Here is a 22,748-nt window from a genome sequence, read left to right on the forward strand (position 1 = left end):
AAGGCGTATTATCATACGCCCCAAACACGACTGCCTATCATTAACACCGTCGTGAACCACAAGCTCTGCAAGTCATCGTTGCAGGGCAATCTCTACCGGTGATGTCACAATTTACGTCTGAATGATATAACGTCCCGCCAGCAATCTGAGGTGTCTTCTCTTTTGCGATACCTGCACTATTTAAGTTCAGTTGTTTAAAGTTCTTTTTTTTAATCTGAAGTTTCATTTGTAATTATTCCTTATAATAACCGTCTATTTTTTAGACAAACCCACCTTATCAAGTATGTTTCATCTGCACAACTACGTCGTAAATCCAATTCACCAGCGCAGCTTACACCCGTTCTATCGATTAAACTGTTTTTTATTCATCAGCAACGATTATACTTGTTAAGTACTTAACAAAATGCGGGCCTATCACAATGAAAAAGAACAACTATTTAGCAGTTTTACTAAGCATGCTTAGTATCATTCCGCTAACAGCTGCCGCGACGGCCAAAGTAGAGGATGTCTTCAAAGCCAATTGTGCCTCATGTCATGGCGAAAAACTGCAAGGCGGCATGGCTGGTTCACTATTAGACTCAACATGGCTATCGGATGGTTCTGATAAATCTCTAGCCGAAGCGATTAAACAGGGTGTAAAGGAACGAGGTATGCCCGCTTTTGGCGCCTCATTGTCGGATGAAGCAATTCGTACATTGGTTGTTTTCATCAGAGAAGCAGGCTACCGCGCAGATACTCAAACCATTCAGACCCCAACGCTCAATACACATTTCAAGACCGATTATCACAGTGTCAACACACGTGAAATAACATCAACAACTGGTATTATTTGGGCAATGGATTTCTTGCCAGATGGTAAATTGCTGTACACCCTCAGACAGGGCGAACTCTGGATGATAAATAAAAACGGCAAGCGCGTTCAGATTAAAAATACGCCGCAAGTTTGGCATCGAGGACAAGGCGGCATGCTCGATGTAATGCCTGATCCTGATTATGTTCAAAATGGTTGGATCTACCTCTCATACAGTAAAAAAACAGGTAAAAATGGTTCAGGTCAAGACATTGGTATTACGGCTATTGTGCGCGGTAAAATCAAAAATAACCAGTGGGTAGATCAACAGACTCTCTTTGAAGCACCCACAAAAACGCATAAAAACCGCGGCTGGCACTTTGGTTCGCGGTTTGCGATCTCGGGGGAGTATTTATTTTTTAGTAATGGGGATGAAGGCCACCAAAATGATGCACAAGACCTCAAAACACAAAATGGTAAAATCCACCGCATATATAAGAATGGACAAATTCCAAAAGACAACCCTTTTTATGAGCAAGCTGGGGCACTAAAAACAATATGGACGTATGGTAATCGAAACCCTCAGGGGTTGGTTAAGCATCCCACAACACATCAGATCTGGTCAACTGAACATGGCCCTCGCGGGGGAGATGAGCTTAATTTAATTACCAAAGGGCTAAACTACGGGTGGCCGAAAGTCACTTTTGGTATGAATTATGATGGTACGCCGATTACACCACATACTAGCTTACCAGGTATGCAACAACCCATACATCAATGGACGCCTTCAATCGCTGTCGCGGGCATGAACTTCTATACAAATGCGCTTTTTGACAAGTGGCAAGGCGATCTGTTTGTAGGCAGCCTAGCTAAAAAGCAGCTTCACCGCTTGCGTATTAAAGGTAACCAAGTCATTGAAGATGAGATTATTTTAAAGGGCTTGGGACGGATCCGAGATGTAGTTACAGCACCAAGTGGCGAGATCTATATTACGATGAACGACAGACAAGCAAATGAAAGTAAAGTCATCGCCCTATCCCCAAGCCAATGAATATCGAAACCGAATAACAAACAAGTGATGACCGACAGGCAGTTAAACAGCTGCCTCTTGGTTACCGTGCGATGCTTACCGCACGTTAGCAATGCCAGCGCACACAATCACATCGGTGCCAAACTCGCGCACTTTTTTTATCACACCACAAAGCTTATTAAATCAGCATCTCTTAGTACACATTACCCCTGACGTTCCCGCAATGAAATCGACGATAAGATATATCCATGAGTGGCTACGGTCGAAAAACTAGGCATTTTGGTACTTATGAAAGTGGTGCTACTCGTCCACATTTAGACAATGACAATTGTCAGTCATCACCGTAACAGATTACATCAAACCATAAACACGTACACGATAAGAACACGTTCGAGTTTCGTCCGACACCGTATCGCCACACGACAAACTCAGCTTAGAGCTTAAAAAACGCTGCACTGGCCTGTAAGTTTTGCGACACACGTACGATATCCTGTACTGAGTGCGTTAAACTGCCACTGGCTTGAGAGTTTCTATATGACGCGACTTCTACCGATTTGACGGTGTGATTTATTTGTTCAAGTCCAGCCTGTTGCTGCCCCGAAATATTCATCATATTTTGTACAAGTTCAGACGTTTTGTTTGCCGCCGGTATGATTGTCTCAAGTTGTTTTCCTGCGATCTCTACTAAATTGACACTTTCTACGGCTGTTTCGCCAATTCTTTCGGAAGCCTGCTGACAGCGCTCAGCCAACTTTCGCACTTCGCTTGCGACAACAGCAAAACCTCGACCATGGGCACCCGCCCTTGATGCCTCTATCGTCGCATTTAACGCTAGTAAATTTGTTTGGTAAGCGATCTCATCAATTATCTTTATTTGATCTGCAATCACTCTCATGGCGTCTATCGTCTGCTTGACCTTACCACCACCGTCTTCTGCCTCTGCGGTGGTATTAATTGCCATACGGTCCGTTTCCAGCGCGTATTCACTATTGATCTTTATTGATTCGCCCATTTTCAATGTGGCGCGTTTTGTATCTGAGACACTTTTCTCTTGTTCTGATGTAGAATTTGCAATTTCTTTGGCCGTTCTCGTGACCAAGATCGAAACTTTCTCCAAGGCGGCCGAGCTCTGTTTTACCTCTTTAACAACAGTCGAAAACTGGATAGACATATCTTGTAATGCGCGCAACAAACGAGCGGTCTCACTATCTCCTTTTATTTTTTTCCCAATAGTCAACTTACCTCGCGCCAAGGCATTGGCAATCGACACAGCTTCATTAATAGGCTTTGTAATTGATCTGTAAATCAGCATCGCAAGTAATATTGCAACAATGAAACTCACAACACTGACCGAGACCACAAGCGTTTGCGAGTTCATATTATCTTGTTGAAGTAGTGGGCCCAGATGATCTTGCCGATCTTTGATCCCCAGTTTAAGTTCTTCTATTTGTCGTGCGGCTTGTCGGCCGATCACATCCAAGTATTCACGTTTTAAATGGTTGCGCGATGCTATGACGTGCACCAACTGGTTAAAATATTCAATGTATTTTGGCGAAAGGTTTTGAAGGCTAAAGAAATGGCTTTGTCGTTTTTGATCTTGTAGTAATGCGCCTAAAGCCCTCAAGTTAGTATTGAAATGCGTGTATTCTGACTGAACACGTTTTGCATCGAGTACATCGTTTGTATCTAAAAACTTCGCGACATAAAGCCACGCTAATAGCAAGTTTAGCAAAGACGTGGCTGCAAAAATGCCGTTTCCATGTCATTATCTGTTCGCGCATTCAATAAGATCTGAGACAGTTCTTTCTCCATTCTGGGTCCGATCACGTTCAGATTGTCGTGCACTAAATTGTTGCGCTCAGAAATCTTTGCAGCGACTTTTTCGAAGGTAGATGCGTATTGGTCCGCCAATTGCTCCACTTCATTAAACGTACTTATCTGCTCCTGACTAATGGCATCTTGATGCGCACTTTGCAAAAGCGCTTTGAGAGCAGCCATACGGGCTAACTCCTCCCGTAAAGCCTCAGCTTTTCCATTATTAATGTAATGCAATGCTGCAATGCGTAGGCTCAGTAGATTTGCCTGAACTCTGCCAGCATTATTGGTATTGCGAGCAAGTGAACGGTAATCTCTAAACCCATCAGAAGCTGTATTAAGCGCTTGTATCGAAACTAAAACAGCACAGCAGAAAAGTAGTAGTAAGACAAAAAAGCCAATACCAAGACGATTTGAAATTTTTAGCTCCGCAAACATACCTACCTTCTGGTGCCATACAGCATCCTCTGTGCGCGATTCTAAAAATATACTACAAACAATAATACTTGCTTGTTTATTGATATAAAAACAACAACCCTATGTATTTTTACTTCAGCTTATCTTGTCGAAGGCTTCAATAACAGGTGTATTCACATCAACATATTGCTTTTCTTTCGGTGCAAGTATAGTCGCAATCCCAAATACAACCTCTTGTTTTTTTTGATTTGTGCATTGGCAGTCCAATGTAATAACCCCATGCTCAAAGTCTTTATCAATGACAGTGACCTTTGTTGTAATTATGTCACCAATCATCACTGGCGCAACAAATTTTAGTTCTTGAGATAAATAAATAGATCCCGGCCCTGGAAGTCGAGTGCCAATCAAGGCTGAAATATGAGCTGCCGTCCACATACCATGTGCTACCACACCATGAAAGCGCGTATTTTTTGCATACTCTTCATTTAAGTGTATTGGGTTACAGTCCCCAGTTAAGGCTGCAAAACCGATCACATCACTGGTTTTTACGGATCTCACAATTGACGCATTTTGGCCAATTTCTATAGCTTCAAACACAACATTTTCTAACATCATTATTTAGTCCACCACATGATAACCATTGTCCACGTAGAGCGTAGCCCCTGTGACAGCCTGTGATAAATCACTGACCAAATACAACACAGCACCCGCAACATCTTCTGCCGACAACGCTCGCTTTAAGGGCGCTCTCTCAGCACTTTTGTCCAGTAACGTATCAAAGTCGTTCAAACCAGATGCAGCACGCGTTTTTATTGGCCCCGGAGAAACAGCATTCACTCTATGTCCTTGCTCACCAAGCTCGAGTGCCAAGTATCGAACCGAAGATTCTAACGCCGACTTTACAGGTCCCATCAGATTGTAATTTTGCACCGCTCGTTCACTCCCCAAATAGGACATAGTGATAAGGCTTGAAGAAGGGTTTAACAGCGGTTCTGCAATTTTAACGATACGAATTAATGACCAACAAGAAATTTCCATGGCTAAGAGAAACCCCTCTCGGTGCGCCTCCAATATTCGCCCATGTAAATCTTCCAAGGGTGCATACGCAACTGAGTGAATGATAAAATCAATTCGACCCAATTTAGCTTCAGCAAGCTCAATCAAGCTCATGAGTTGTTTATCACAACGTACGTCACATTGTGTGAATATAACTTCAGGTAGTTCGGTTTTAAGAGGCAAAACATATGGCGCGGCTTTTTCGTTCGCATAGCTGACAATTAAGTGCGCCCCTACGCTATGTAACAGTTGGGCACAAGAAAAGGCAAGACTATGTTTATTTGCAACCCCGACAATGAGGCCTTTTTTTCCCGTTAGATTAAACATCACAAAACCTTATTCATTTTTCATCCGAAGTTTAAAGGCACACCTCCCTTAACAATTTATCCAATCATAAGCATTAGACTTTTCATAAATAAGACAAGTGAAAAACAAGAAGATGAAACCACCAACATTAAGCGAACATTCAGGCTATGCTCCATTTAAAAGTCACGTTGCAACATAAAAAATACATAAATAAAACACAATTAAAACATAATATTTTTTATAAAAAACAGTGCTTTACATTACAAAAAGTCCATGTATTATGCTTGCGTTTTTGTAGATAAAATAGGGACTTTTATGAAACGTTCACTTCTAGCACTCTCAATCGCACTCCTTTCAAGCAATGCAATTGCAAATGATGCGATCAACTTCGACTACGTTGGTGCAGGCTATGGTAAATTCAAAATAGATGGTTCATCTACCCATGTAAGTTTTAATGGATTTGCTATCGAAGCGAGTAAAAAAATCAGTGATGACTGGGTGATATCTGCACAGTATTTAGATACTTCCCGTGACCATTCTCGATCATCTGAATATTACTCTCAGGGTGCGGAATTCGCTTTAGAATCAAATCAGGAGTTCGACATTAGTCAGTGGAACCTTGGTGCAGCTTATGTGATAAACCTAGAAGAGAATTCGGTTTTAGAACTTGCAGCACACATTGGTAGACTAGAAGCTGACACAACCATTGTTTCAAGACACACGGTGCAAGACTCAAGCCCGTTTAATGTTGAAGCAGACAGATCAACAGTGTACGAAAGTAAAGCCCACACCACAACTTATGGCTTTAACATAAATTACCACTATGCGTTTTCTGACTTTTTCACCGCAGAAGCCGGCATTGGTTACGAGCACAATGACGAGGCAGCACAAGAAAATGAGTTTGTCTACCAATTGGGGCTAAACTACAACATCACACCAGATTTCACTGTCAGTGCACTATATCGTAACGTAGATGCTTACGAAAACCATCAGGTTACTTTACGTTACAACTTCTAAGCGAAGTCAAACAATGAGGGAACAAAGTGTTCCCTTACAAATTACCATTTAAACGCCGATAGTAGTTTCCCAGCCGCTCCTGACTTCTAACTTTTTCTCCGACTAATTAACGTCCCCTGTTATCACCACGCCTAAAGCGACTAATAAACATTCAACGTTACACGTCCAATTTTGAAATGATCAACTGGCAAGCCCCCCCAAAAAAAACAACACAAAAAATACACATAATAGGAACAATAAAAAAACGAAACAAACAATAATTTAAAATAAAAACCAAATAAAATCATAGCTTTACATGTGTTGCAAAAAATGTATGATGCGCCTAGATTTTTATGCAATTAAATTATGGATTATTATGAAACAAACACTTCTTGCCCTTTCCGTTGCACTGCTCTCTTCAAATGCGATTGCTAACGATGCCATTAGTTTCGACTACGTGGGTGCAGGGTACGCAGAATTCAAAGCCTCAAACAGCAATATTGAGAATAGCTTTGACGGTTTTGCGATAGAGGCGAGCAAAAAATTGAATGAAAAATGGGTTGTGTCGGGCTTATATGCTGATACTTCGTACGATAAAAACGACTCACGTACTATTCAATACAACAATGCAGTTCAAAAAATCACTGGCCATAAAGACTATGATGTTGCTCAATGGGAACTTGGTATTTCTCATTTAGTATCAGTAGAAGAAAACTCAGTGGTCGAGTTTAAAGGATTCTTTGGTCGTTTTGACTTAGAGAGTACGCACAAGGGCGCTAGTCATTTTCAAAACAAAAACACACCAAATTCAGTTTATGATGTAACTGTTTATGATACCAACGCGACAGCTCACAATCGTACATATGGTTTACAGGCAAAATACCACTACGCATTTTCTGACTCTGTAAGCGGTATTGCAGGTGTTGGTTACCAGCACATTAACGATGCTAACTCTGAAAATAACTTTTCTTATCAGTTAGGTCTGCAGTATAAAATCATTGATGGCTTTACAATCAGTGCACTATTTAGCGATGCTGATGTATTCGAAACACGTCAAATTACTCTACGTTATAATTTCTAACGTAAGTAAAAACGGGCGCTGACTTGTCGCCCGTTTCACGTTTTTTAGCTTATGCACCCTTGTCAATAATATGTACATCACGTTGAGGGAACGGAATTGAGACATTGGCGCCATCTAGCGCAGGTTTTATTGCTCGATTAGTATCGAAATACACATCCCAATAGTCGTCTGTTTTACACCAAACCCAAACCGTCAAATCAATGGAGTTATCGCCATATCCAACCACCCCCACGAAAGGGGCTGGCTCTTGCAAAATACGGCTATCACTTTTAGCCATCTCAACAAGTGCCTTTTCAGCTTCATCCACACTGTTGTTGTAACTGATACCGACAGACAAATCCACCCGGCGTATTTGTTCATGAGTAACGTTGTTTACTTTTTCACTCGCCAAAGGACCGTTAGGTAAAATGATACGTCGGTTGTCCAGTGTGGTGAGAAATGTACAGAAGACGTCAATAGCTTCAACAACCCCCTCCTCGCCTTGAGCAACAATATAGTCCCCCACTTGAAAAGGCTTGAAGATTAAAATCAGTACCCCACCTGCAAAGTTTGAAAGACTACCTTGTAGCGCAAGCCCAACCGCTAAACCGGCTGCGCCAAGAATAGCAATGAAAGACGTAGTTTTGACGCCAAGCATTGATATTACAGAAATAAATAAACATGCTTTTAACAGCACAGTCGCAACGCTACTCAACCACTTTCTGAGAGAGACATTGAAATCACGTTTTTCTAACACATAATCTATTGCTTTCCCAACAATAGAAATCAGCCATAAACCTACAATTAAAGTAATGATCGCTAACGCCAATTTCGGCGCGAACTCCACCGCATGCACGGTAATCAAATCGATAATTTTTTGTACATCTGTATCACTAACTGCCATAACCCTTTCCAATTTAAATTAACACTTAAGACTTAATCTTAGTTAATAAAATGATTTTTATGCTAAGTTTTTATTAATTGCTGTTTCTCCTTATCTTTGGCGGGTTAATTAAGGGCCATCAACCTCTCGTCATACCTAATGCTCACACAGCGCTTTTCAGTCATGACCCCAAATGATTGCGGCATCCACAGTGTAATTGGTTGTAATTTTTAGCATTAAGTAAGTATGCGAAAATGTTAATAAACCAATACCGTCAGAGAACCTTATGTCACGTAATTACCCAATTGTCCTAGGATGGCTACGCAAAAAATGGCCATGGATAGTATCAGCGGTCATTGTCTTTGCATTGACTGCCTTTGTGTTTCGTACCTTTACAGCGTTAAGTGAACTCAAATATGGATTAACCCCTCCAAAGCTACCTGAATATCAAAAACTTGAAACACAGTTTCTCAATCAGAATGGCTGGCAATCCAAAGATAAACCCGACAGCCACCAGTGGCCTTACCATGCGTCGCAGGGGACTGCGACGCTACCTATTCCTTATGAATGGCTCAGCGCGCTGGAAGCACCCAACGATGTCCCATGGTTTATTTTTTTCAGTCAAGAAGAGGCATTTCTTTTGGAGTATATTTATCGCCTGGGTTTTATAAATCTTAATGACGTCAGCCAAGGCGTTAACTCGGTTAATGCCTATTCCGATGCTCAGCAGCTCCCTTTAGGCTTGGCCAAAACCGCAAGTATCCCTATGCCAGGGTTAGGCCGTAAAGCAACGGCTGTAGGATTTACCTGCACCGCCTGTCACACAGGTCAGTTTACATACAATAATACTCGTTATGTCGTTGACGGGGGTCCTGCAGTGACAGATCTCGGCCTCTTGACCAAAGCATTAGGGGCAGCCATTGGACAAACCGTTTTATCAAGTAAATTAGCGCCTTTTGACGGGCGCTTTGAGCGATTCGCACGTAAAGTATTAGGCAGTAATTATAACGTTGTGAGTAAAGCAAAGCTCAAAAATGCACTACAAGATACGGTAGCACAGCTTGCCCAGGGGCAAGATACCATCAATGTGACAGAAGGGTTTACCCGTCTCGATGCGCTCAATCGCATTGGAAACAAGGTATTTGCAGACAACATGAACCGTCCAGAAAACTACAACCCCATTGAGGCCCCTGTCAACTATCCTCATATCTGGACCACGTCCTGGTTTGACTGGGTTCAGTATGACGGCTCTATCATGCAACCTCTCGTTAGAAATGCGGGAGAGGCACTGGGCGTTGCAGCTTTTGTCGATATGAATGTACCGAAAACATTATTGGCGCAACCCGCGACATTTTCTAGTTCAATTCCAATTGATACACTTTACGATATTGAGCAATGGTTGGCTGGCGATTACCCACTAACTGACTACCAACCTGGTCAGCTTGGTAAAATCACCGGACTTAAAGCCCCCAAATGGCCCAATACCTTGCCGAGCATCAATAGTGAATTGGCAATGAAAGGTAAAAAGCTGTACGAACAAAACTGCCAAGGCTGTCATCTCGCCCCGATGGATAGCCCAGCATTTTGGCGAGATAATTGGCACGCGATAAAGTATGAGAAAGCGGGGAAGATTGAGCAAACAGCGCAAAAATACCTAAAACTAAAAATAGTTGATATTGATACAATTGGCACAGATCCAGCTCAAGCTGAGGTCCTCGTTAAGCGCACGGTCAACACTAAGGAGCTTGGTTTAAATACAGAGCTTTGCGCCAAAATCGATAACAATCAAAAGACCTCTCAAATGCAATCTTACTTGCAATTTGTCAGGGTGCAAGACAGTGCAACCAATAACTTTGCACTGGCATTGGGGGCCGTGGTTCAACAAACTAACGACCAATGGTTTGCGCAAAACTACATTACCAAATCAGCGCAAAATAAGCTTGAAGGCGGCAGACCCAATTGCTTAAGAAGTGGCGCTGGCTATAAAGCACGTCCATTGAATGGTATTTGGGCAACGGCACCATTTTTACATAATGGCTCTGTTCCTAACCTCTACAGTTTACTTTCCGAACCAGCTGATAGACCAACCTTTGTTGAATTAGGCGGGCTTGAGTTCGACCCTATCAATGTCGGACTTACTCAAAGTAAACGAGTGAAACGATTAAACAATACGGTACATACGAGACCCGCCAACCAAACGGACGATTATCAAGCTGGACTATTTATTCTTGATACGCGCCAAGCTGGCAACTTTAACACTGGCCACGCGTTCACAGATGACCCTAACGTCCCCGGTAAAATAGGTAAAAGGCTAAATCACGAAGAAAAAATGGCACTTATCGAATACCTAAAAACACTGTAGCAAGCCGGTGGTGCACATCCTCCTATGTGCACCACTGATCTTTGCATCAAACTGCGACTTTACCCACTTACATGATCAATTTTTTAATGTCGCAGCCCCCGCCCGACATGATCAAATAATGAACTAAACAATGACGCAAAACGTATAGAGCATTATCTAGCAGGTAGGAGGTGGTATGAATCATTATGTAATCAAGGGTCACGACTACGACGCCTTTCGTGACGCGCAAGACGAGCTTGTAGACCTCAAAGTCGACAATGAAGACATCAGTGCAATCTGCGACAGCAACACACACCCTTTGCACGACTTTTTAACGAATCATGTCGTTAAAATCATTAAATCCGAGTGCGTATTTTTATTTGTGCTGATGATTGGCGCATATACAGCGGTAAACATCGGTACAATTCCGATGGCAGCAATCGTGGTCGCGACCATTGTTTTGGGTATGTTTAGTATTTGGGTAAGTGGCATGCTCGGGTCTGACTTAATTAGACATTACGCACTCTGTAAAGAAACCACATTGGGCGAGAAGCACCCTTTGGTTTTGCATGTAGAAATCGAAGACGGACAAAGAGAAACACTCAGAAAAGTGGTCGAAAAAAGGCCTCAACTACAAATGCAACGCGTTTGCTGAGTAGGGTAAAGCAACATTTCGAACTTATCTTAGTACAACCAATAAGTTACTGGTTCATCTGGAGCCAAGGGAAAGGGCTCCTCCAAATTCACGCGTCCTTCAAAAGTTGGCCTACAATATATATCAATCACGTCCTCTAGCCTCAATTACATGGCCGCATTCACCCACTGTTCGAAAATTCCTCTATACTAACCAGATAGCGTTCGTGAGGTACCCTATGTTTAGTTCGCTCCAAACTCTTTCCTATAACGCCATCAATATTGGCTGTAATAGTGATGAAGCCAATATACACAAAGTCCGCGTTACAAACACACTTGCCTTTGTCGCCTCGATTATTGCATGCATCAATATCATTTTATTTGGAATGCTGTCACACTCACTGATCACCGCGATTATGAATATTGGTTTGTTAACCATTTGCCTCTCTGCTGTTTATTTACAACATCGAAGACTTTACTACATAGGCCGGATGGTTTTGCTACTTAGTATCATCAGTTATATTTTTATCCATGCTAACTGGGTAGTCGGAACGCACCTTGGTGTTCAAAGTACATTCTTTACGCTACTGCCGCTTCCTTGGTTGTTACTCGAAGATCACCGTAAAAGAACCAAAGTCGTGCTCTCATTTTTATGTTGTAGTTGTTACTTCTACATTCAATATCACCAACCTGTTACACCGTTTATCGCATTTAGCCATGACTATCAAAGCATTCTGCAAATTGGTTCTGAGCTACTCGCGATGCTGGTTTTAATTGTGCTGGCAATTACGTTTGATAACGACCGAAACAAATATGAAAACAGGCTAAAAAAGTTGGCAACAGAAGATCCTTTAACCGGTCTCGCCAATAGAACTAAATTGCTTAATGAAGGCAACAGAGTGCTCGCATATGCCAAGCGCCACCAAGAACCTTTATGCGTCGCTTTACTGGATATTGATCACTTCAAGCGTGTCAACGATAAGTATGGCCATAGCCATGGAGATACCTCACTTAAAATCATAGCAAAACTCCTAACAAGCAATTTACGAGAAAGTGATCTAATAGCACGTTACGGAGGAGAGGAGTTTGCACTTATCTTACCCAGGGTAAACCTACTTCAAGCAACTAATATCTTAAATAAATTAAGGGAGCAAATTGCATTAACGCCGATTTGTTACAGTGACGTGTGTATTAATTGTAGTGCAAGTTTTGGGGTCACCCAGCTCAACAACCCAACGCAACAATTAACGGAACTCTTTGATCAGGCCGATGAAGCTCTTTATATCGCAAAAAATCAGGGCAGAAATTGCGTTGCCACTTTTCAACTGTCTAACCCGAACCAGGTATAAAACTCAATTAGAAAGCCAAGTTTAAAAACACTTGGCTTTTTGGTGTCGCTTTAATTAGCAAGCACAGGTGTGTATTTCACGTGTCTTTTCAATGCACTCTGATTCATTAGTATTGCAGTAAAACGGGCCGAATGAATGCTCTTGGCAAAACATATTTTTTGTGTGAGGTGCCCAACCACCAGCAACCTTAGGTGTTGCTTCAGCTGGTACAGACTTTGAGAATGACAGTGACTTGATTTTCTTTTTATTTAATTTTAATTGCATGATCAATTCCTTGTTGATTTATTGTTTAGCTTCATAATAAAGCAATTAAAAATTAACAAAAAACAAATAATCGAACAAGCCTTGAACAATAAATTATTCAACCAAATTCAGCTTTACCACTTTATTTATTCACAAATTAAGCAGCGTTGCCCGCAAAACTTTAGGTGCACAATTTAGTACTCCTTGGGATATGGCCGCTATCAGCTCACAACTATGAGGCACCCAATTAATCTACACCGTAAAGCGTTTTCGGTAGTCTGTTGGGGTGAGCCCATACTCTCGATAAAATAGTTTTCTTAATGCGCCGACGTTTTGATATCCCACCAGATAGGCTATTTCAACAACACTCTTGTGACTTAGCTCGAGATACTGACAAGCATGGTGGAGTCTCAACTTTTGAACATACGCCACAACACTCAATCCCACTGCTTTTTGAAATCGCCTTTGTAATGTTCTGGCACTCATATGGAACTGTTGAGCCAGAGTAGGGAGCAATATTTGGTTCGCATGATGCTCGCTAAGGTATTCTTGCACACACAACACCACTTCATCACCATGATCGAGCTTAGGCATGAATTGACGATAAAACTTTTGCTCACGGTGACCAATATCGACGACCATTTCCTTCGATAGCATTGATACTACAGTTGGTGGGCAATAAAAGGAGATAATTTCAATGGCTAAGTCAAGCCATGCCATTCGCCCACCAGCAGTGATTACATTACCTTCATTGATAATAATGGCGTTAATGTTGAGTTTTGCTTTAGGAAAACACTGACTGAACTGCTGAGCCAAGCGCCAATGCGTAGTACAAAACTTACCATCTAAGAAACCACCATTGGCTAAAATAAAAGACCCGACACAAGCCGATGCTAAGATTGCACCGTTTCTTTGTACCGCACGAAGGTAGTCATTTAACTCATCGCACTTTTGCATATAAAACTCATCGCTCGTGCTTGGCGGCAAGGCAACGACTTGCGTTTCAATGTTGTTATCTAGTTCATCCAACTTATACGTATGAACCTTAAATAAAGTTGGGATACCCAAACTTTGGCACACTGAGTTTGTGACTTTAATTACCTCGATAAAGCCGTATACAGCGGATTGACTGGCTGAGGGGTAATCAATAATGGTTAGATTCACTTTTTTGATCATAAAAATGGCGTAATTGGCGTGCTCTATGTCATTTTAGACACTGCTGAGTATAAAATAAAGCAGGCAAAATACCCGTGTTGATTTACATAAGAAAACGACACGAGGAAAACACCATGGCTAAAAAAGCACTGATCGTAATTGACATTCAAAATGACTACTTTGAGAGCGGCGCATACCCTTTGCATGGCACTGAGCATACGATGCAAAAAAATCTAGAAGCGATGGCTATCGCTAAGCGCAAACAGATCCCCATTATCCACGTACAACATTTTGTTTCACCTGAGGCTGGAGATGGGCTATTTTTTTATGACAACACGTATGGCGCTGAAATTCACAAAGACATTTTGGCAGCCGCGCCTGATGCGCCCGTGGTATTAAAACGCCACGCAGACAGTTTCGAAAAAACGAATCTAGACAAATTACTACAAGAATTACACGTAAAAGAAATTCTCATTGCAGGTATGATGACCCATAACTGTGTTACCCATACGGCTTTATCGCCAGCCGCCGCCAAATATACTCCTAAAGTAATCGAGGCATGTACTTGCACCACTGATCCAATAACCCACGCCCTAGCATTGGATGCCATGCAAGTAAGAGGCATTGAAATGCGCACGATTGATGCCGCATTTGCTTAACCAAGCTATCACCACTGTGGTGCACTTTAAGCTCCTGAAGGCTCAACTCTATACATAACCCAAACTCAGCGAGGCCATACGGGAGATCTCGATAAGCGTGCACAATATGATTAAAAATATTGAGATGAAAAGGACAATTCATCGTTTTAATCGCGTGACTGTGATTATGCACAGGGAACATATTGTCATCATACTTGTCTTGGTACCCTGATTTCACACAGAGTTCACGGCTAGCAAGTATAGGACTACTCATTTCGTGCTAGCCTTACTTCTCTTGTACTAACCGAATATAGCTTTGAACTTTACGATACAGCACATACCCCTTGGAGTACCATTCCACCATGCCAGAATCGTGGTGCGATATATTAAGAAATTGAAGCTGCTTACCAAGTTTTCAATGTTCATTGTTCGTAGAGAGCTCACTTTTAATATAAGTTAAATGTGCGACATGCACTGAACAAAAAAAGCTGACAATTCATGTCAGCTTTTTTGATCAAATGAGTGCCACCACAACAATTACGTTGTTGTCATGGTGATCGCTTGCCTGTTTGAGGCATGTAATGTCATTTGATACGTGGTAAATAATACTCTCTGTGCTGAGCGTATTATAAAGATATTTACTAAATCAATAAGCGGACGCGCTTTATGAATAATTTAATTGTAATAGCAATTTAAGTACGACAAGCTCAATGTGAACACATATCATGCATCCAACGCTCTTGATCTTACCTGTAGACTCAATACCAACAAGAAATAATGTACTTAGCGTAAAAATTATAAATTTTTTTGCGTAATGTGATGCTAATTTCATATTACCCGCGTATATTTCAGTGTTCTATTTATTTTGTATTAGAAAGCTATGCGCAAATATTTATTCTTGGCCTTGTTGGCACCTTTTTTCGTTCACAGTGCACAGATGCAGCTTACATTTTTAGACGAATTTATTATCCCTGAGGATTTGACCGTTGACGGTGATAGAGTTGGTGGGCTTTCAAGTATCGAATACACGAACGGAAAGTATCTGCTAATAGCCGACGATGCAGACAATCCTCGGTATTTCCAAGCAAATATCAATATAAACGGGGATAAGATAAAGCACGTTCGATTCGAAAAGTCCCTCTCATTGGTCAAAAACAAATCGAAGTCTGGGGTCGTAGATCCAGAAAGCCTTCGTGCAGTCCCTAACAGTCATGCCATCGTATGGAGCAGTGAAGGCAGCATAAAATACAATCAACCGCCAGCTATCTTTTTACAAACCGAAGACAAACTTACCGCGTTTAAACTGCCGAAAATGTTCAACATTAGTAACACGTCTGGTCCGAGACATAATGCCGTTTTTGAAGGGTTGACACTGGCGCACTCAAAAAAAGGCGTGTGGGTCTCAATGGAAGGTGCACTTAAACAAGATGGTGAAGAAGCGTCGGTTGAACACGGCAGCGTGGTACGCATTTCCTATTTTGACTTTGCAAGCAAACAACTGCAAAAACAATTTGCCTACTACCTCGAGCCGCTTGTAAAACGCCCTGAAGCAAAACCAGATGCATTTCGTACGACTGGGCTTGTAGAACTTCTGCAAATAAGTGAACACCAGTTTTTAACAATGGAGCGCTCCTATACTTCTGGCCTTAAAGATGGCGGTAACAGCGTGAATATTTACCTTGTTGACACAACACATGCCTCGGATACATCACACATCACTTCTTTATCAAAGCAGCGTTATACTCTAGCCCAAAAAACATTGGTTTTGAACTTAAACACAATCAAACAGCAATTGAACTCACGCCATATTGATAACCTTGAAGGAATGACTTTTGGTCCGCGATTAAAAAATGGTAATCCAAGTTTATTAATGGTGTCCGACAATAACTTCAATATTCATGGCAAACAACTCAGCCAGGTGCTTCTGTTTGAAGTAACAACCAACGACACCACATTGTAAGGACCTAAGTAAGATGAAATTTGAAAGCTGCTTTGTCGACTTTCAAATTTCAAGTTCAACGCACTACACCACTGCGGGTGACGCACCTTAAAAAAGCACAGAACCAATTCTCTTTTTACCTAATATGAAAAGTTTGTTTTGTCAGCTTCTTACGCAACGGTTGTTCTCTAATAAAGCCGAATTCGACAAGTTGTATATCTCATTTTTCCATGACACAGCGCAGCTTAATAAAGCAATTCAATAGGTCCAGACAGGCAGTTTATAGCACACATACTATACAGAGGCCGAGCTCTTAGTAACAAAAACAAAGCTCATGTTCATCATGCCTATAACGTGCGGCGCCAACTCGGCTGTGAAGCTTGCACTTTGAGAAATTTAAGTTTGAATAACTATTAAATTTAATATTAAAACTTAGTTTATTAAATAAAAACAATCTAAAAATTAACAATATCCGATTAATTGAAGCTCCCTCCTAGTCACCTTCCTCTTTTCAAGGCGCCCTAAAACCCCATGAAAAATAACTATAAAAAATTAATAAAAGTCAAAAAAACCTTAACAAAACCTCAAATAATCATTTTAAATAAAAATAAAATTGACACAGGGGTAATATTAATAAAATATAAAAACACAATTTAAATAAAGGAGTTATTATGAAAATAAATAAAAAGTCTATCGCGTTATCCCTAGCCCTTGGTAGCGCCTTTTCGGCACATTCAGTTGAATATCTATTTAGCTACGACAACGTATTAGATGGCATAGATCAAAAAGCAAACTCGACTTATATCAATATCAGCCAACAAGGAGATATTTTACATGGCACGAGTCCAGATGGAGGCGTGTTAACAGGTACAATTGAACAAAAGAACAATGTTTTTACTGGCTCAGGTGAAATGGAGCGCTTTTCTTTTAAATTACTCGAAAATGGTGCCATTAAGTGGTTTACCGGCCAAGTTACTAACACAGGCTGGAAAGGCGTGTGGTATGGCCCAAATGGTGAGCAAGGTGACTTTTCAATCGGCGGTAACGAGCCATCGATAACCTTACCTACCGCAGCAGATATCATTGAATTTAAAGCAGATCCCACATTCTCTGGCGCACGCTTCGACAAACACAATCCGTGGAATGAGGACTTTTTAGTCCCTTTACACGACGTCGGCTCAATTCCATTTGCAAGTGTTGACCAAACAAAAGGAATTTTTGTACAGTCCGATAGTGGCGGCTTACCCTTCCCAATGTCATTTGAACTTACATTCTCAAACTCTTTCACACTGCAGACGTTTAGGCTTGGTTCTTTTAATAATGGACAAGGTACTCGACTCAAAACCTTTAATTTAGATGTATGGGAACGCGGTCAGTGGGTCACCAAAGGTTCATTTGAGTTCCCAACAATTGCTGCCAATAGAACATTTGAAATGCATGAATTCATGCTGGACCAAAAAGTAACCGCAAACAGAGTACGAATTTCTGCGACGGGTACACGCGATATGTATAACGGTGGACGAATACTCATGTGGGGGTTGTCTTTCCACTAATCGCTTAACGTATAATATAAGGTTGGCCCGCTTTAATACGCGCCAGCCTTATTATGGTAGATCTAAAAACCACGAAGCGAATCAAGTTACTTTAGATTATAATTATCAAAGAAAAGGGGGTTATAAAGACTATTCAACATGCTAAACAATAGTGCGGTTACGGCTAGTCGCACACAGTAAACCAGCCTCATATATGAACCCCACTCTTTTAATGAGGATCAAGTTTAGAACAACACTTCGATTTTAAGTTACTCCGGCATAGCCTAAGGTTTCACCTAATAGTTAATGCTGCCCAACGTACTCTTCCCCTCGGTCTCTTTTAGCCCTTTCCTCATGGACATCAATTTTTTTAATGTTAAATACATCAGGGTTATTAAAAACCACAACAAATGAAAAAAACAACATAAAGAAGAGTAAAAAAGCAAATATTATTCTTTTAACCTTGATATTTTCTCGCCTAATAACACTGCCCAAAAGCATCATAAAATTGCGTATGGTGACCAATGTTAAAATACCTAAAACAATGATAAGTAAAATATTCAATGGCAATTTACTCCACAGCGTTCATTAAATATAAAAAAGTATAACATAAAAGCGCAATAAATAACTTGAGACACTTCGAATTGGCACCGGCTGATAGTGTCAGTCCAACCTTGCTGCAATGGCCTTAAATAACGATGCAAACCATACGTACTGACAAAGCATACTCTGTTTTACCTGTTCACAGACAAAATAGACTTTCTGTCAATGGCGTTTTCATAGCTACCGGCGGTTATTTCTTTAATCGTTTGATTTTCATATAGCACTGCTCGCTTTAAACCAGTCTCCTAATGCCAGTACGAGTGTGGTAATTGAGCCAATACGTGAGTACGCGCTATTGGGTAAAAAAGTTAGTGTAAAGAGAGGCCCATTGGTAGATATGTTTCGTGGTGTACTTTTAGTGTAGCCTGTACCTTTTGCTTTCTGATTTTCCCAGTCGTCTTTACCCATAAGCCCCCCAATTCACTTAAACAGGTCGTAGGTAGCTCAGCCGAACAGGCCTAGATGGCAAAAAGCATTGCAAAATAATTAAGTGCAGCCAATATGAATTGAGACATAAAGCACCATAACGGTGCACTGACCATTTAACGTCCCTTACGCTCGAACTTGCCCTTAGTAACATACCAGTGCTTTATGCCATCGCTGTGGCAAGCAAGGCTCTCCCAGTCAGCATGTTGAAATTGAGTGTTGATGATTGCTTAGGTGCAGCCACCCCCTGCTTTTTAAAGCAACCACACAACATACGAAAAAGCAGGCTTATATTGCATGAAACAATTCCGTCGGCGCAACATACATCCAAAATGATTCACCAGCAATAAAAATTAACAGCGCACACAACAGCATCGCAAAGATGCATACACCAGACAGCGTCATGATAGCTTTAGTCATCCCTGTCGTAGATACAAGTTCATGGCTATTTATGGTTAATACTATGATTGGAGAAATACCAATCAGCAGTACAATCCCCGTGAAATAATGAAATTTCTCAGGTAAATGGAAAAAGTCTGAACATGCCACAAAGAGTGAGAGCTTTAGTAACATCACATCAAAAACTAGCTGATAGTTCGTGTCCTCTTTTTCTTTTATTAAATTGCTCTCAACGCCCTCACTAAACATAATAGCCGAGCACACAATTATATTTAGGTAGAGTAAGGCTGAAAGCGCCGTAATACTATTGGGGTCCCAAACTAAAAATTCTAACACTAAAACAAACAGTACGATCCCTATCGCGGCGGAAATCGCTTTAAAATTATAGTAGCGACTAGATTCTTGAACCATTTATACCTCTTTGTTGTCGAACAGCTCATCATTAATATCAGGGCAACTGTTTTATTCAATCAAATATGGGCGCTAACCTATTTTTAGCCTAGGTGATAAAGCTCCATACACTCCTTAACCAATCCACCGTTCTGTGGCGTTGGACCGACCCAAGCGCCGGGTATCCCCCTAAACGGTATCAGTCTAACATACGTTGTGAAATCGGGGATTTTTTAAGCCCTCCCAAAATCGCTGCATCCACAACGAAAATGAAGTGAGCGTGTATAACATACGACAAACATCGTTCGAACAACCATTGGACGTGTGTCACCGGTATATCAGCCTGAGATGCAATCTTTGCATATGTCGTGCTATCTGAATAAATCTCCAACGTTTTGTCGACAAGACCTCCAAACTCGCTCGTGAATGTGTCAACTAACAATTCATACTGCGCTTGTAACTTCAATGAATCGTCGAAATTGTAAGCTCCTTTATATAAAAGTCGCCCAGATTCATCTTCAAGTATGTCTGGAAAGTGCTGGAACGGGTAGCTTTGAGGGCTATCATAGTAATTCCCCGTTGTTTCAATTCGCATGTCCAAGTCACGTGCGTTGTTGTATTCACGAAACCCGTGCAAATCATCGGGAAATTCATTCTCTGTATTTCGTTGAAAGCTGCTGATTCAGTATCTTTGATTTTCACTTTTCATATTTCAAACAGCGGCCGTAACAACCTGTAATTGTTATTTCCTGCACAAAGCACTACAGTTAAACAACTAGGGCATAAGGAGTCGCACCATGGCATTTCCAACCGCAGTAAACAGTCAAATTACAGATTCAGTTTCACAAGTTAACACTAAAGTACTGGGCGATGCCCCAGCAGTTGCCACGGGCAACTTTATGATTGCAACAAGCCAAGCGCTCGCAAATGCGGCGCATAATGCAACCTCGGGGCAACAAAATAATAGCATCACAGCCCAAGCGGCATTAACTCAGGGGGTCAATACTTTATATTGTGTTGATACCAAAATGACCGCAACGGGAATGACTAAAATATACAAATAAAATTGGCGGCACATGATTGTACCACCAAAAAGGTAATGCGAATAAGTCAAATGCCGACGACAGCATGAGGCCATTAATGGTTAGCAGAATCAGGGTACCTAACAGTGAGTACACCAACGATCAACTTTCTACTTGTCTAACCATTATGTTTGCAAGCACTTAACCAGATATTTCTCATCACCCAAGATAAAAAATACACCCGCACTAAACACCCACCTTCTATGCGCTTTACTTAACATACAAGCACAAACGAACCCGTGTGTTTTAAACTTCGCGCTCGTGTTAAACGTTTTTTACCCCATATATTTCCCCGTATTTTTCCAGATTTTCACCAATTCCAAGCACACCATGGCTTTTATCATGGCTGACTAAACGTGCGACGCAAACATGACCCCTTCGCGCAGCTTTTGAAAGGTCACTTAGCAAGCACTGTTTTAAAATCTCGAAGACTAGGAGAAACAATATGGCAGGACTCGTATCGATGGCCCAGCAATTTAGCGGCCTACCGATGAAATCTCTCATTGGTGGGCCCCTGAAGGCTGCGACAGATGCAAATGGAATGATGGCACGTACACAAACTCAGTTTATGCTGAGTACGTGCTTTGAAAATGGCGGCGGTGGCGGTGGCGGCGGCACCCCGCCCCAATCAAGCGGCGGAAAGCTCACCCCCATCATGGTGGAATTCGAACTTAGCCGCCCAGTGATAAAGGCTGATGGTACTAACGGAGATGATGCTAAAATCACATTAAAACTCCCCTTACTCACGTTAATTCCGCTCAATTCATTGGCCGTGGATGATGTGAAAATTCACTTTGAAATGGAAGTATCCAGCTCAACGTCAACGGACAATGAAAAAAGTAGCGAGCAAGAAACAGCAGCCAAAGCAGACATCACGGCAAAGTACAACGCAGGCCTTTTTTCTGTTGAAGTGCATGGCTCGGTTTCTCACAGTAGCAAGTCAACGTCAAAGCAAAAAGAGCACTACGAAGCATCGAACAAAGCCAAATATGAGGTCGACGTTCATGCCGGGCAGCTGCCACTTCCAACTGGGGTGACAACAATTATTAACGCCTTTACCAAGAACATAGACCCTATTATTGAAAAAGAAGCGTAGCGTCTGAGTTCATAGCTTAAATGAGGAAGTTCATCACTTCCTCTCATTCATAATGATAATAAGAGAAATACCATGATCGAGTTTCAATCACTAATGAAAGCCATACACAAAGGTGTGAAAGACGCCGCGAAATCGGTGGAAGGGGAAACCATAGACTTTGTTAAACGCTTCTTTGATGAACATGAAAATGACGAAGGACTACCTTCAAGCTACGCCCCCAAAACATGCACCATGCAATTTCCAAGTCGAACAGAAGATGGCATTGATACCATTGAAGCACAGGTGCCACTGTTAGCACTCGTCCCTATTTCATCTCCACGCATTACGGAAGTAAAGTTTAAAACCGACCTAGAAATTAGTACTAATGAACACGACAAGCTGATGGTCACATTTGCAAAGAATACCAACAAGTCTGGCCTTAGAGACAAAATTATGGGGCCTAGTCATGGGGAGAATACCGCCAATGCCCATTTAGAAATTGTCATGACTGGTAATGAGCCCCCTGAAGGCCTAAAAAAACTCATCGAGGGTTACGAGCGTGCACTTAGAGCGCAAATCCCTGGGTAACT

At 41.5% G+C, this 22,748-nt stretch carries 23 protein-coding genes; 12 read left to right on the forward strand and 11 right to left on the reverse strand.

The window, feature by feature from the left end; all coding sequences use genetic code 11:
* Positions 1-40: 40 nt before the first annotated feature.
* Positions 41-226 carry a hypothetical protein gene (locus L1286_RS12775; RefSeq protein WP_235407440.1) on the reverse strand — a complete coding sequence of 62 codons (186 nt, stop codon included), beginning with the start codon at positions 224-226 and terminating at the stop codon, positions 41-43.
* Positions 227-455: 229 nt separating this feature from the next.
* On the opposite strand from L1286_RS12775, the gene L1286_RS12780 reads away from it, so the two are divergent.
* Positions 456-1,841 carry a PQQ-dependent sugar dehydrogenase gene (locus L1286_RS12780; RefSeq protein ID WP_235407441.1) on the forward strand — a complete coding sequence of 462 codons (1,386 nt, stop codon included), beginning with the start codon at positions 456-458 and terminating at the stop codon, positions 1,839-1,841.
* Positions 1,842-2,253: 412 nt separating this feature from the next.
* Here the strand turns inward: L1286_RS12780 and L1286_RS12785 are convergent, their stop codons facing one another.
* From L1286_RS12785 to fabI, 4 genes are all read right to left on the reverse strand, one after another.
* Positions 2,254-3,552: a methyl-accepting chemotaxis protein gene (locus tag L1286_RS12785; protein WP_235407442.1), complete on the reverse strand. Its 1,299-nt coding sequence runs from the start codon at positions 3,550-3,552 to the stop codon at positions 2,254-2,256.
* Complete coding sequence (locus tag L1286_RS12790; protein ID WP_235407443.1) at positions 3,546-4,073, reverse strand: hypothetical protein; 528 nt, start codon at positions 4,071-4,073, stop codon at positions 3,546-3,548. The genes L1286_RS12785 and L1286_RS12790 overlap by 7 nt, the downstream gene beginning before the upstream one ends.
* A 114-nt stretch (positions 4,074-4,187) precedes the next feature.
* Complete coding sequence (locus L1286_RS12795) at positions 4,188-4,667, reverse strand: MaoC/PaaZ C-terminal domain-containing protein (RefSeq protein WP_235407444.1); 480 nt, start codon at positions 4,665-4,667, stop codon at positions 4,188-4,190.
* A 3-nt stretch (positions 4,668-4,670) separates the two neighbouring features.
* Positions 4,671-5,435: an enoyl-ACP reductase FabI gene (fabI, locus tag L1286_RS12800; RefSeq protein ID WP_235407445.1), complete on the reverse strand. Its 765-nt coding sequence runs from the start codon at positions 5,433-5,435 to the stop codon at positions 4,671-4,673.
* A gap of 294 nt (positions 5,436-5,729) precedes the next feature.
* Here fabI and L1286_RS12805 point away from each other — a divergent pair, with 294 nt between their 5' ends.
* Positions 5,730-6,431 (forward strand): TonB-dependent receptor domain-containing protein, encoded by a 702-nt coding sequence (locus L1286_RS12805; protein WP_235407446.1) that lies wholly within the window; start codon positions 5,730-5,732, stop codon positions 6,429-6,431.
* A gap of 355 nt (positions 6,432-6,786) precedes the next feature.
* The gene (locus L1286_RS12810; RefSeq protein ID WP_235407447.1) at positions 6,787-7,491 is read left to right on the forward strand and encodes a porin family protein; all 705 of its coding nucleotides are present in this window, start codon (positions 6,787-6,789) and stop codon (positions 7,489-7,491) included.
* 49 nt (positions 7,492-7,540) lie between these two features.
* Here L1286_RS12810 and L1286_RS12815 read toward each other — a convergent pair whose 3' ends face one another.
* On the reverse strand, positions 7,541-8,374 hold the full coding sequence (locus L1286_RS12815) for a mechanosensitive ion channel family protein (protein ID WP_235407448.1): 834 nt from the start codon (positions 8,372-8,374) through the stop codon (positions 7,541-7,543).
* Between the two features lie 265 nt (positions 8,375-8,639).
* On the opposite strand from L1286_RS12815, the gene L1286_RS12820 reads away from it, so the two are divergent.
* The 3 genes from L1286_RS12820 (at position 8,640) to L1286_RS12830 (ending at position 12,676) form a co-directional block, all read left to right on the forward strand.
* Positions 8,640-10,715: a c-type cytochrome gene (locus L1286_RS12820; RefSeq protein ID WP_235407449.1), complete on the forward strand. Its 2,076-nt coding sequence runs from the start codon at positions 8,640-8,642 to the stop codon at positions 10,713-10,715.
* Between the two features lie 175 nt (positions 10,716-10,890).
* Entirely contained in the window at positions 10,891-11,349 is a 459-nt protein-coding gene (locus L1286_RS12825) for a hypothetical protein (RefSeq protein WP_235407450.1), read from the forward strand.
* Positions 11,350-11,566: 217 nt separating this feature from the next.
* On the forward strand, positions 11,567-12,676 hold the full coding sequence (locus L1286_RS12830) for a GGDEF domain-containing protein (protein WP_235407451.1): 1,110 nt from the start codon (positions 11,567-11,569) through the stop codon (positions 12,674-12,676).
* Between the two features lie 54 nt (positions 12,677-12,730).
* Here L1286_RS12830 and L1286_RS12835 read toward each other — a convergent pair whose 3' ends face one another.
* On the reverse strand, positions 12,731-12,940 hold the full coding sequence (locus L1286_RS12835) for a hypothetical protein (protein WP_235407452.1): 210 nt from the start codon (positions 12,938-12,940) through the stop codon (positions 12,731-12,733).
* A gap of 231 nt (positions 12,941-13,171) precedes the next feature.
* Positions 13,172-14,083 (reverse strand): GlxA family transcriptional regulator, encoded by a 912-nt coding sequence (locus tag L1286_RS12840; protein ID WP_235407453.1) that lies wholly within the window; start codon positions 14,081-14,083, stop codon positions 13,172-13,174.
* A gap of 125 nt (positions 14,084-14,208) precedes the next feature.
* Between L1286_RS12840 and L1286_RS12845 the strand changes: the two genes are divergently transcribed.
* The 3 genes from L1286_RS12845 (at position 14,209) to L1286_RS12855 (ending at position 18,204) form a co-directional block, all read left to right on the forward strand.
* Positions 14,209-14,733: a cysteine hydrolase family protein gene (locus L1286_RS12845; protein WP_235407454.1), complete on the forward strand. Its 525-nt coding sequence runs from the start codon at positions 14,209-14,211 to the stop codon at positions 14,731-14,733.
* A gap of 859 nt (positions 14,734-15,592) precedes the next feature.
* Positions 15,593-16,672, forward strand: coding sequence for an esterase-like activity of phytase family protein (locus L1286_RS12850; RefSeq protein ID WP_235407455.1), 1,080 nt, complete (start codon positions 15,593-15,595; stop codon positions 16,670-16,672).
* Between the two features lie 650 nt (positions 16,673-17,322).
* Positions 17,323-18,204, forward strand: a complete 882-nt coding sequence (locus tag L1286_RS12855) for a hypothetical protein (RefSeq protein WP_235407456.1) — start codon at positions 17,323-17,325, stop codon at positions 18,202-18,204.
* 282 nt (positions 18,205-18,486) lie between these two features.
* Here L1286_RS12855 and L1286_RS12860 read toward each other — a convergent pair whose 3' ends face one another.
* From L1286_RS12860 to L1286_RS12870, 3 genes are all read right to left on the reverse strand, one after another.
* A complete protein-coding gene (locus L1286_RS12860) occupies positions 18,487-18,747 on the reverse strand; it encodes a hypothetical protein (protein WP_235407457.1) in 261 nt (86 codons plus the stop codon).
* Positions 18,748-19,500: 753 nt separating this feature from the next.
* Entirely contained in the window at positions 19,501-20,022 is a 522-nt protein-coding gene (locus tag L1286_RS12865; protein ID WP_235407458.1) for a hypothetical protein, read from the reverse strand.
* A 178-nt stretch (positions 20,023-20,200) separates the two neighbouring features.
* On the reverse strand, positions 20,201-20,596 hold the full coding sequence (locus L1286_RS12870) for a hypothetical protein (protein ID WP_235407459.1): 396 nt from the start codon (positions 20,594-20,596) through the stop codon (positions 20,201-20,203).
* A gap of 202 nt (positions 20,597-20,798) precedes the next feature.
* On the opposite strand from L1286_RS12870, the gene L1286_RS12875 reads away from it, so the two are divergent.
* The 3 genes from L1286_RS12875 (at position 20,799) to L1286_RS12885 (ending at position 22,746) form a co-directional block, all read left to right on the forward strand.
* Positions 20,799-21,065, forward strand: coding sequence for a RebB family R body protein (locus L1286_RS12875; protein ID WP_235407460.1), 267 nt, complete (start codon positions 20,799-20,801; stop codon positions 21,063-21,065).
* Between the two features lie 463 nt (positions 21,066-21,528).
* On the forward strand, positions 21,529-22,179 hold the full coding sequence (locus L1286_RS12880; RefSeq protein ID WP_235407461.1) for a DUF2589 domain-containing protein: 651 nt from the start codon (positions 21,529-21,531) through the stop codon (positions 22,177-22,179).
* Positions 22,180-22,251: 72 nt separating this feature from the next.
* A complete protein-coding gene (locus L1286_RS12885; RefSeq protein ID WP_235407462.1) occupies positions 22,252-22,746 on the forward strand; it encodes a DUF2589 domain-containing protein in 495 nt (164 codons plus the stop codon).
* Positions 22,747-22,748 lie beyond the last annotated feature (2 nt).

This window comes from Pseudoalteromonas sp. SMS1, from assembly GCF_021530565.1.
In the GTDB taxonomy this organism is placed as follows: Bacteria; Pseudomonadota; Gammaproteobacteria; order Enterobacterales; family Alteromonadaceae; genus Pseudoalteromonas.

Excerpts from the sequence above, each read along its gene's own strand:
- L1286_RS12870 (WP_235407459.1), bottom strand. The coding sequence starts at position 20,596 with ATGCGAATTGAAACAACGGGGAATTACTATGATAGCCCTCAAAGCTAC.
- L1286_RS12885 (WP_235407462.1), top strand. The coding sequence starts at position 22,252 with ATGATCGAGTTTCAATCACTAATGAAAGCCATACACAAAGGTGTGAAA.
- L1286_RS12805 (WP_235407446.1), top strand. The coding sequence starts at position 5,730 with ATGAAACGTTCACTTCTAGCACTCTCAATCGCACTCCTTTCAAGCAAT.
- L1286_RS12865 (WP_235407458.1), bottom strand. The coding sequence starts at position 20,022 with ATGGTTCAAGAATCTAGTCGCTACTATAATTTTAAAGCGATTTCCGCC.
- L1286_RS12790 (WP_235407443.1), bottom strand. The coding sequence starts at position 4,073 with ATGTTTGCGGAGCTAAAAATTTCAAATCGTCTTGGTATTGGCTTTTTT.
- L1286_RS12820 (WP_235407449.1), top strand. The coding sequence starts at position 8,640 with ATGTCACGTAATTACCCAATTGTCCTAGGATGGCTACGCAAAAAATGG.
- L1286_RS12810 (WP_235407447.1), top strand. The coding sequence starts at position 6,787 with ATGAAACAAACACTTCTTGCCCTTTCCGTTGCACTGCTCTCTTCAAAT.
- L1286_RS12775 (WP_235407440.1), bottom strand. The coding sequence starts at position 226 with ATGAAACTTCAGATTAAAAAAAAGAACTTTAAACAACTGAACTTAAAT.
- fabI (WP_235407445.1), bottom strand. The coding sequence starts at position 5,435 with ATGTTTAATCTAACGGGAAAAAAAGGCCTCATTGTCGGGGTTGCAAAT.
- L1286_RS12875 (WP_235407460.1), top strand. The coding sequence starts at position 20,799 with ATGGCATTTCCAACCGCAGTAAACAGTCAAATTACAGATTCAGTTTCA.
- L1286_RS12830 (WP_235407451.1), top strand. The coding sequence starts at position 11,567 with ATGTTTAGTTCGCTCCAAACTCTTTCCTATAACGCCATCAATATTGGC.
- L1286_RS12835 (WP_235407452.1), bottom strand. The coding sequence starts at position 12,940 with ATGCAATTAAAATTAAATAAAAAGAAAATCAAGTCACTGTCATTCTCA.
- L1286_RS12825 (WP_235407450.1), top strand. The coding sequence starts at position 10,891 with ATGAATCATTATGTAATCAAGGGTCACGACTACGACGCCTTTCGTGAC.
- L1286_RS12845 (WP_235407454.1), top strand. The coding sequence starts at position 14,209 with ATGGCTAAAAAAGCACTGATCGTAATTGACATTCAAAATGACTACTTT.
- L1286_RS12880 (WP_235407461.1), top strand. The coding sequence starts at position 21,529 with ATGGCAGGACTCGTATCGATGGCCCAGCAATTTAGCGGCCTACCGATG.
- L1286_RS12855 (WP_235407456.1), top strand. The coding sequence starts at position 17,323 with ATGAAAATAAATAAAAAGTCTATCGCGTTATCCCTAGCCCTTGGTAGC.
- L1286_RS12815 (WP_235407448.1), bottom strand. The coding sequence starts at position 8,374 with ATGGCAGTTAGTGATACAGATGTACAAAAAATTATCGATTTGATTACC.
- L1286_RS12850 (WP_235407455.1), top strand. The coding sequence starts at position 15,593 with ATGCGCAAATATTTATTCTTGGCCTTGTTGGCACCTTTTTTCGTTCAC.
- L1286_RS12795 (WP_235407444.1), bottom strand. The coding sequence starts at position 4,667 with ATGATGTTAGAAAATGTTGTGTTTGAAGCTATAGAAATTGGCCAAAAT.
- L1286_RS12780 (WP_235407441.1), top strand. The coding sequence starts at position 456 with ATGCTTAGTATCATTCCGCTAACAGCTGCCGCGACGGCCAAAGTAGAG.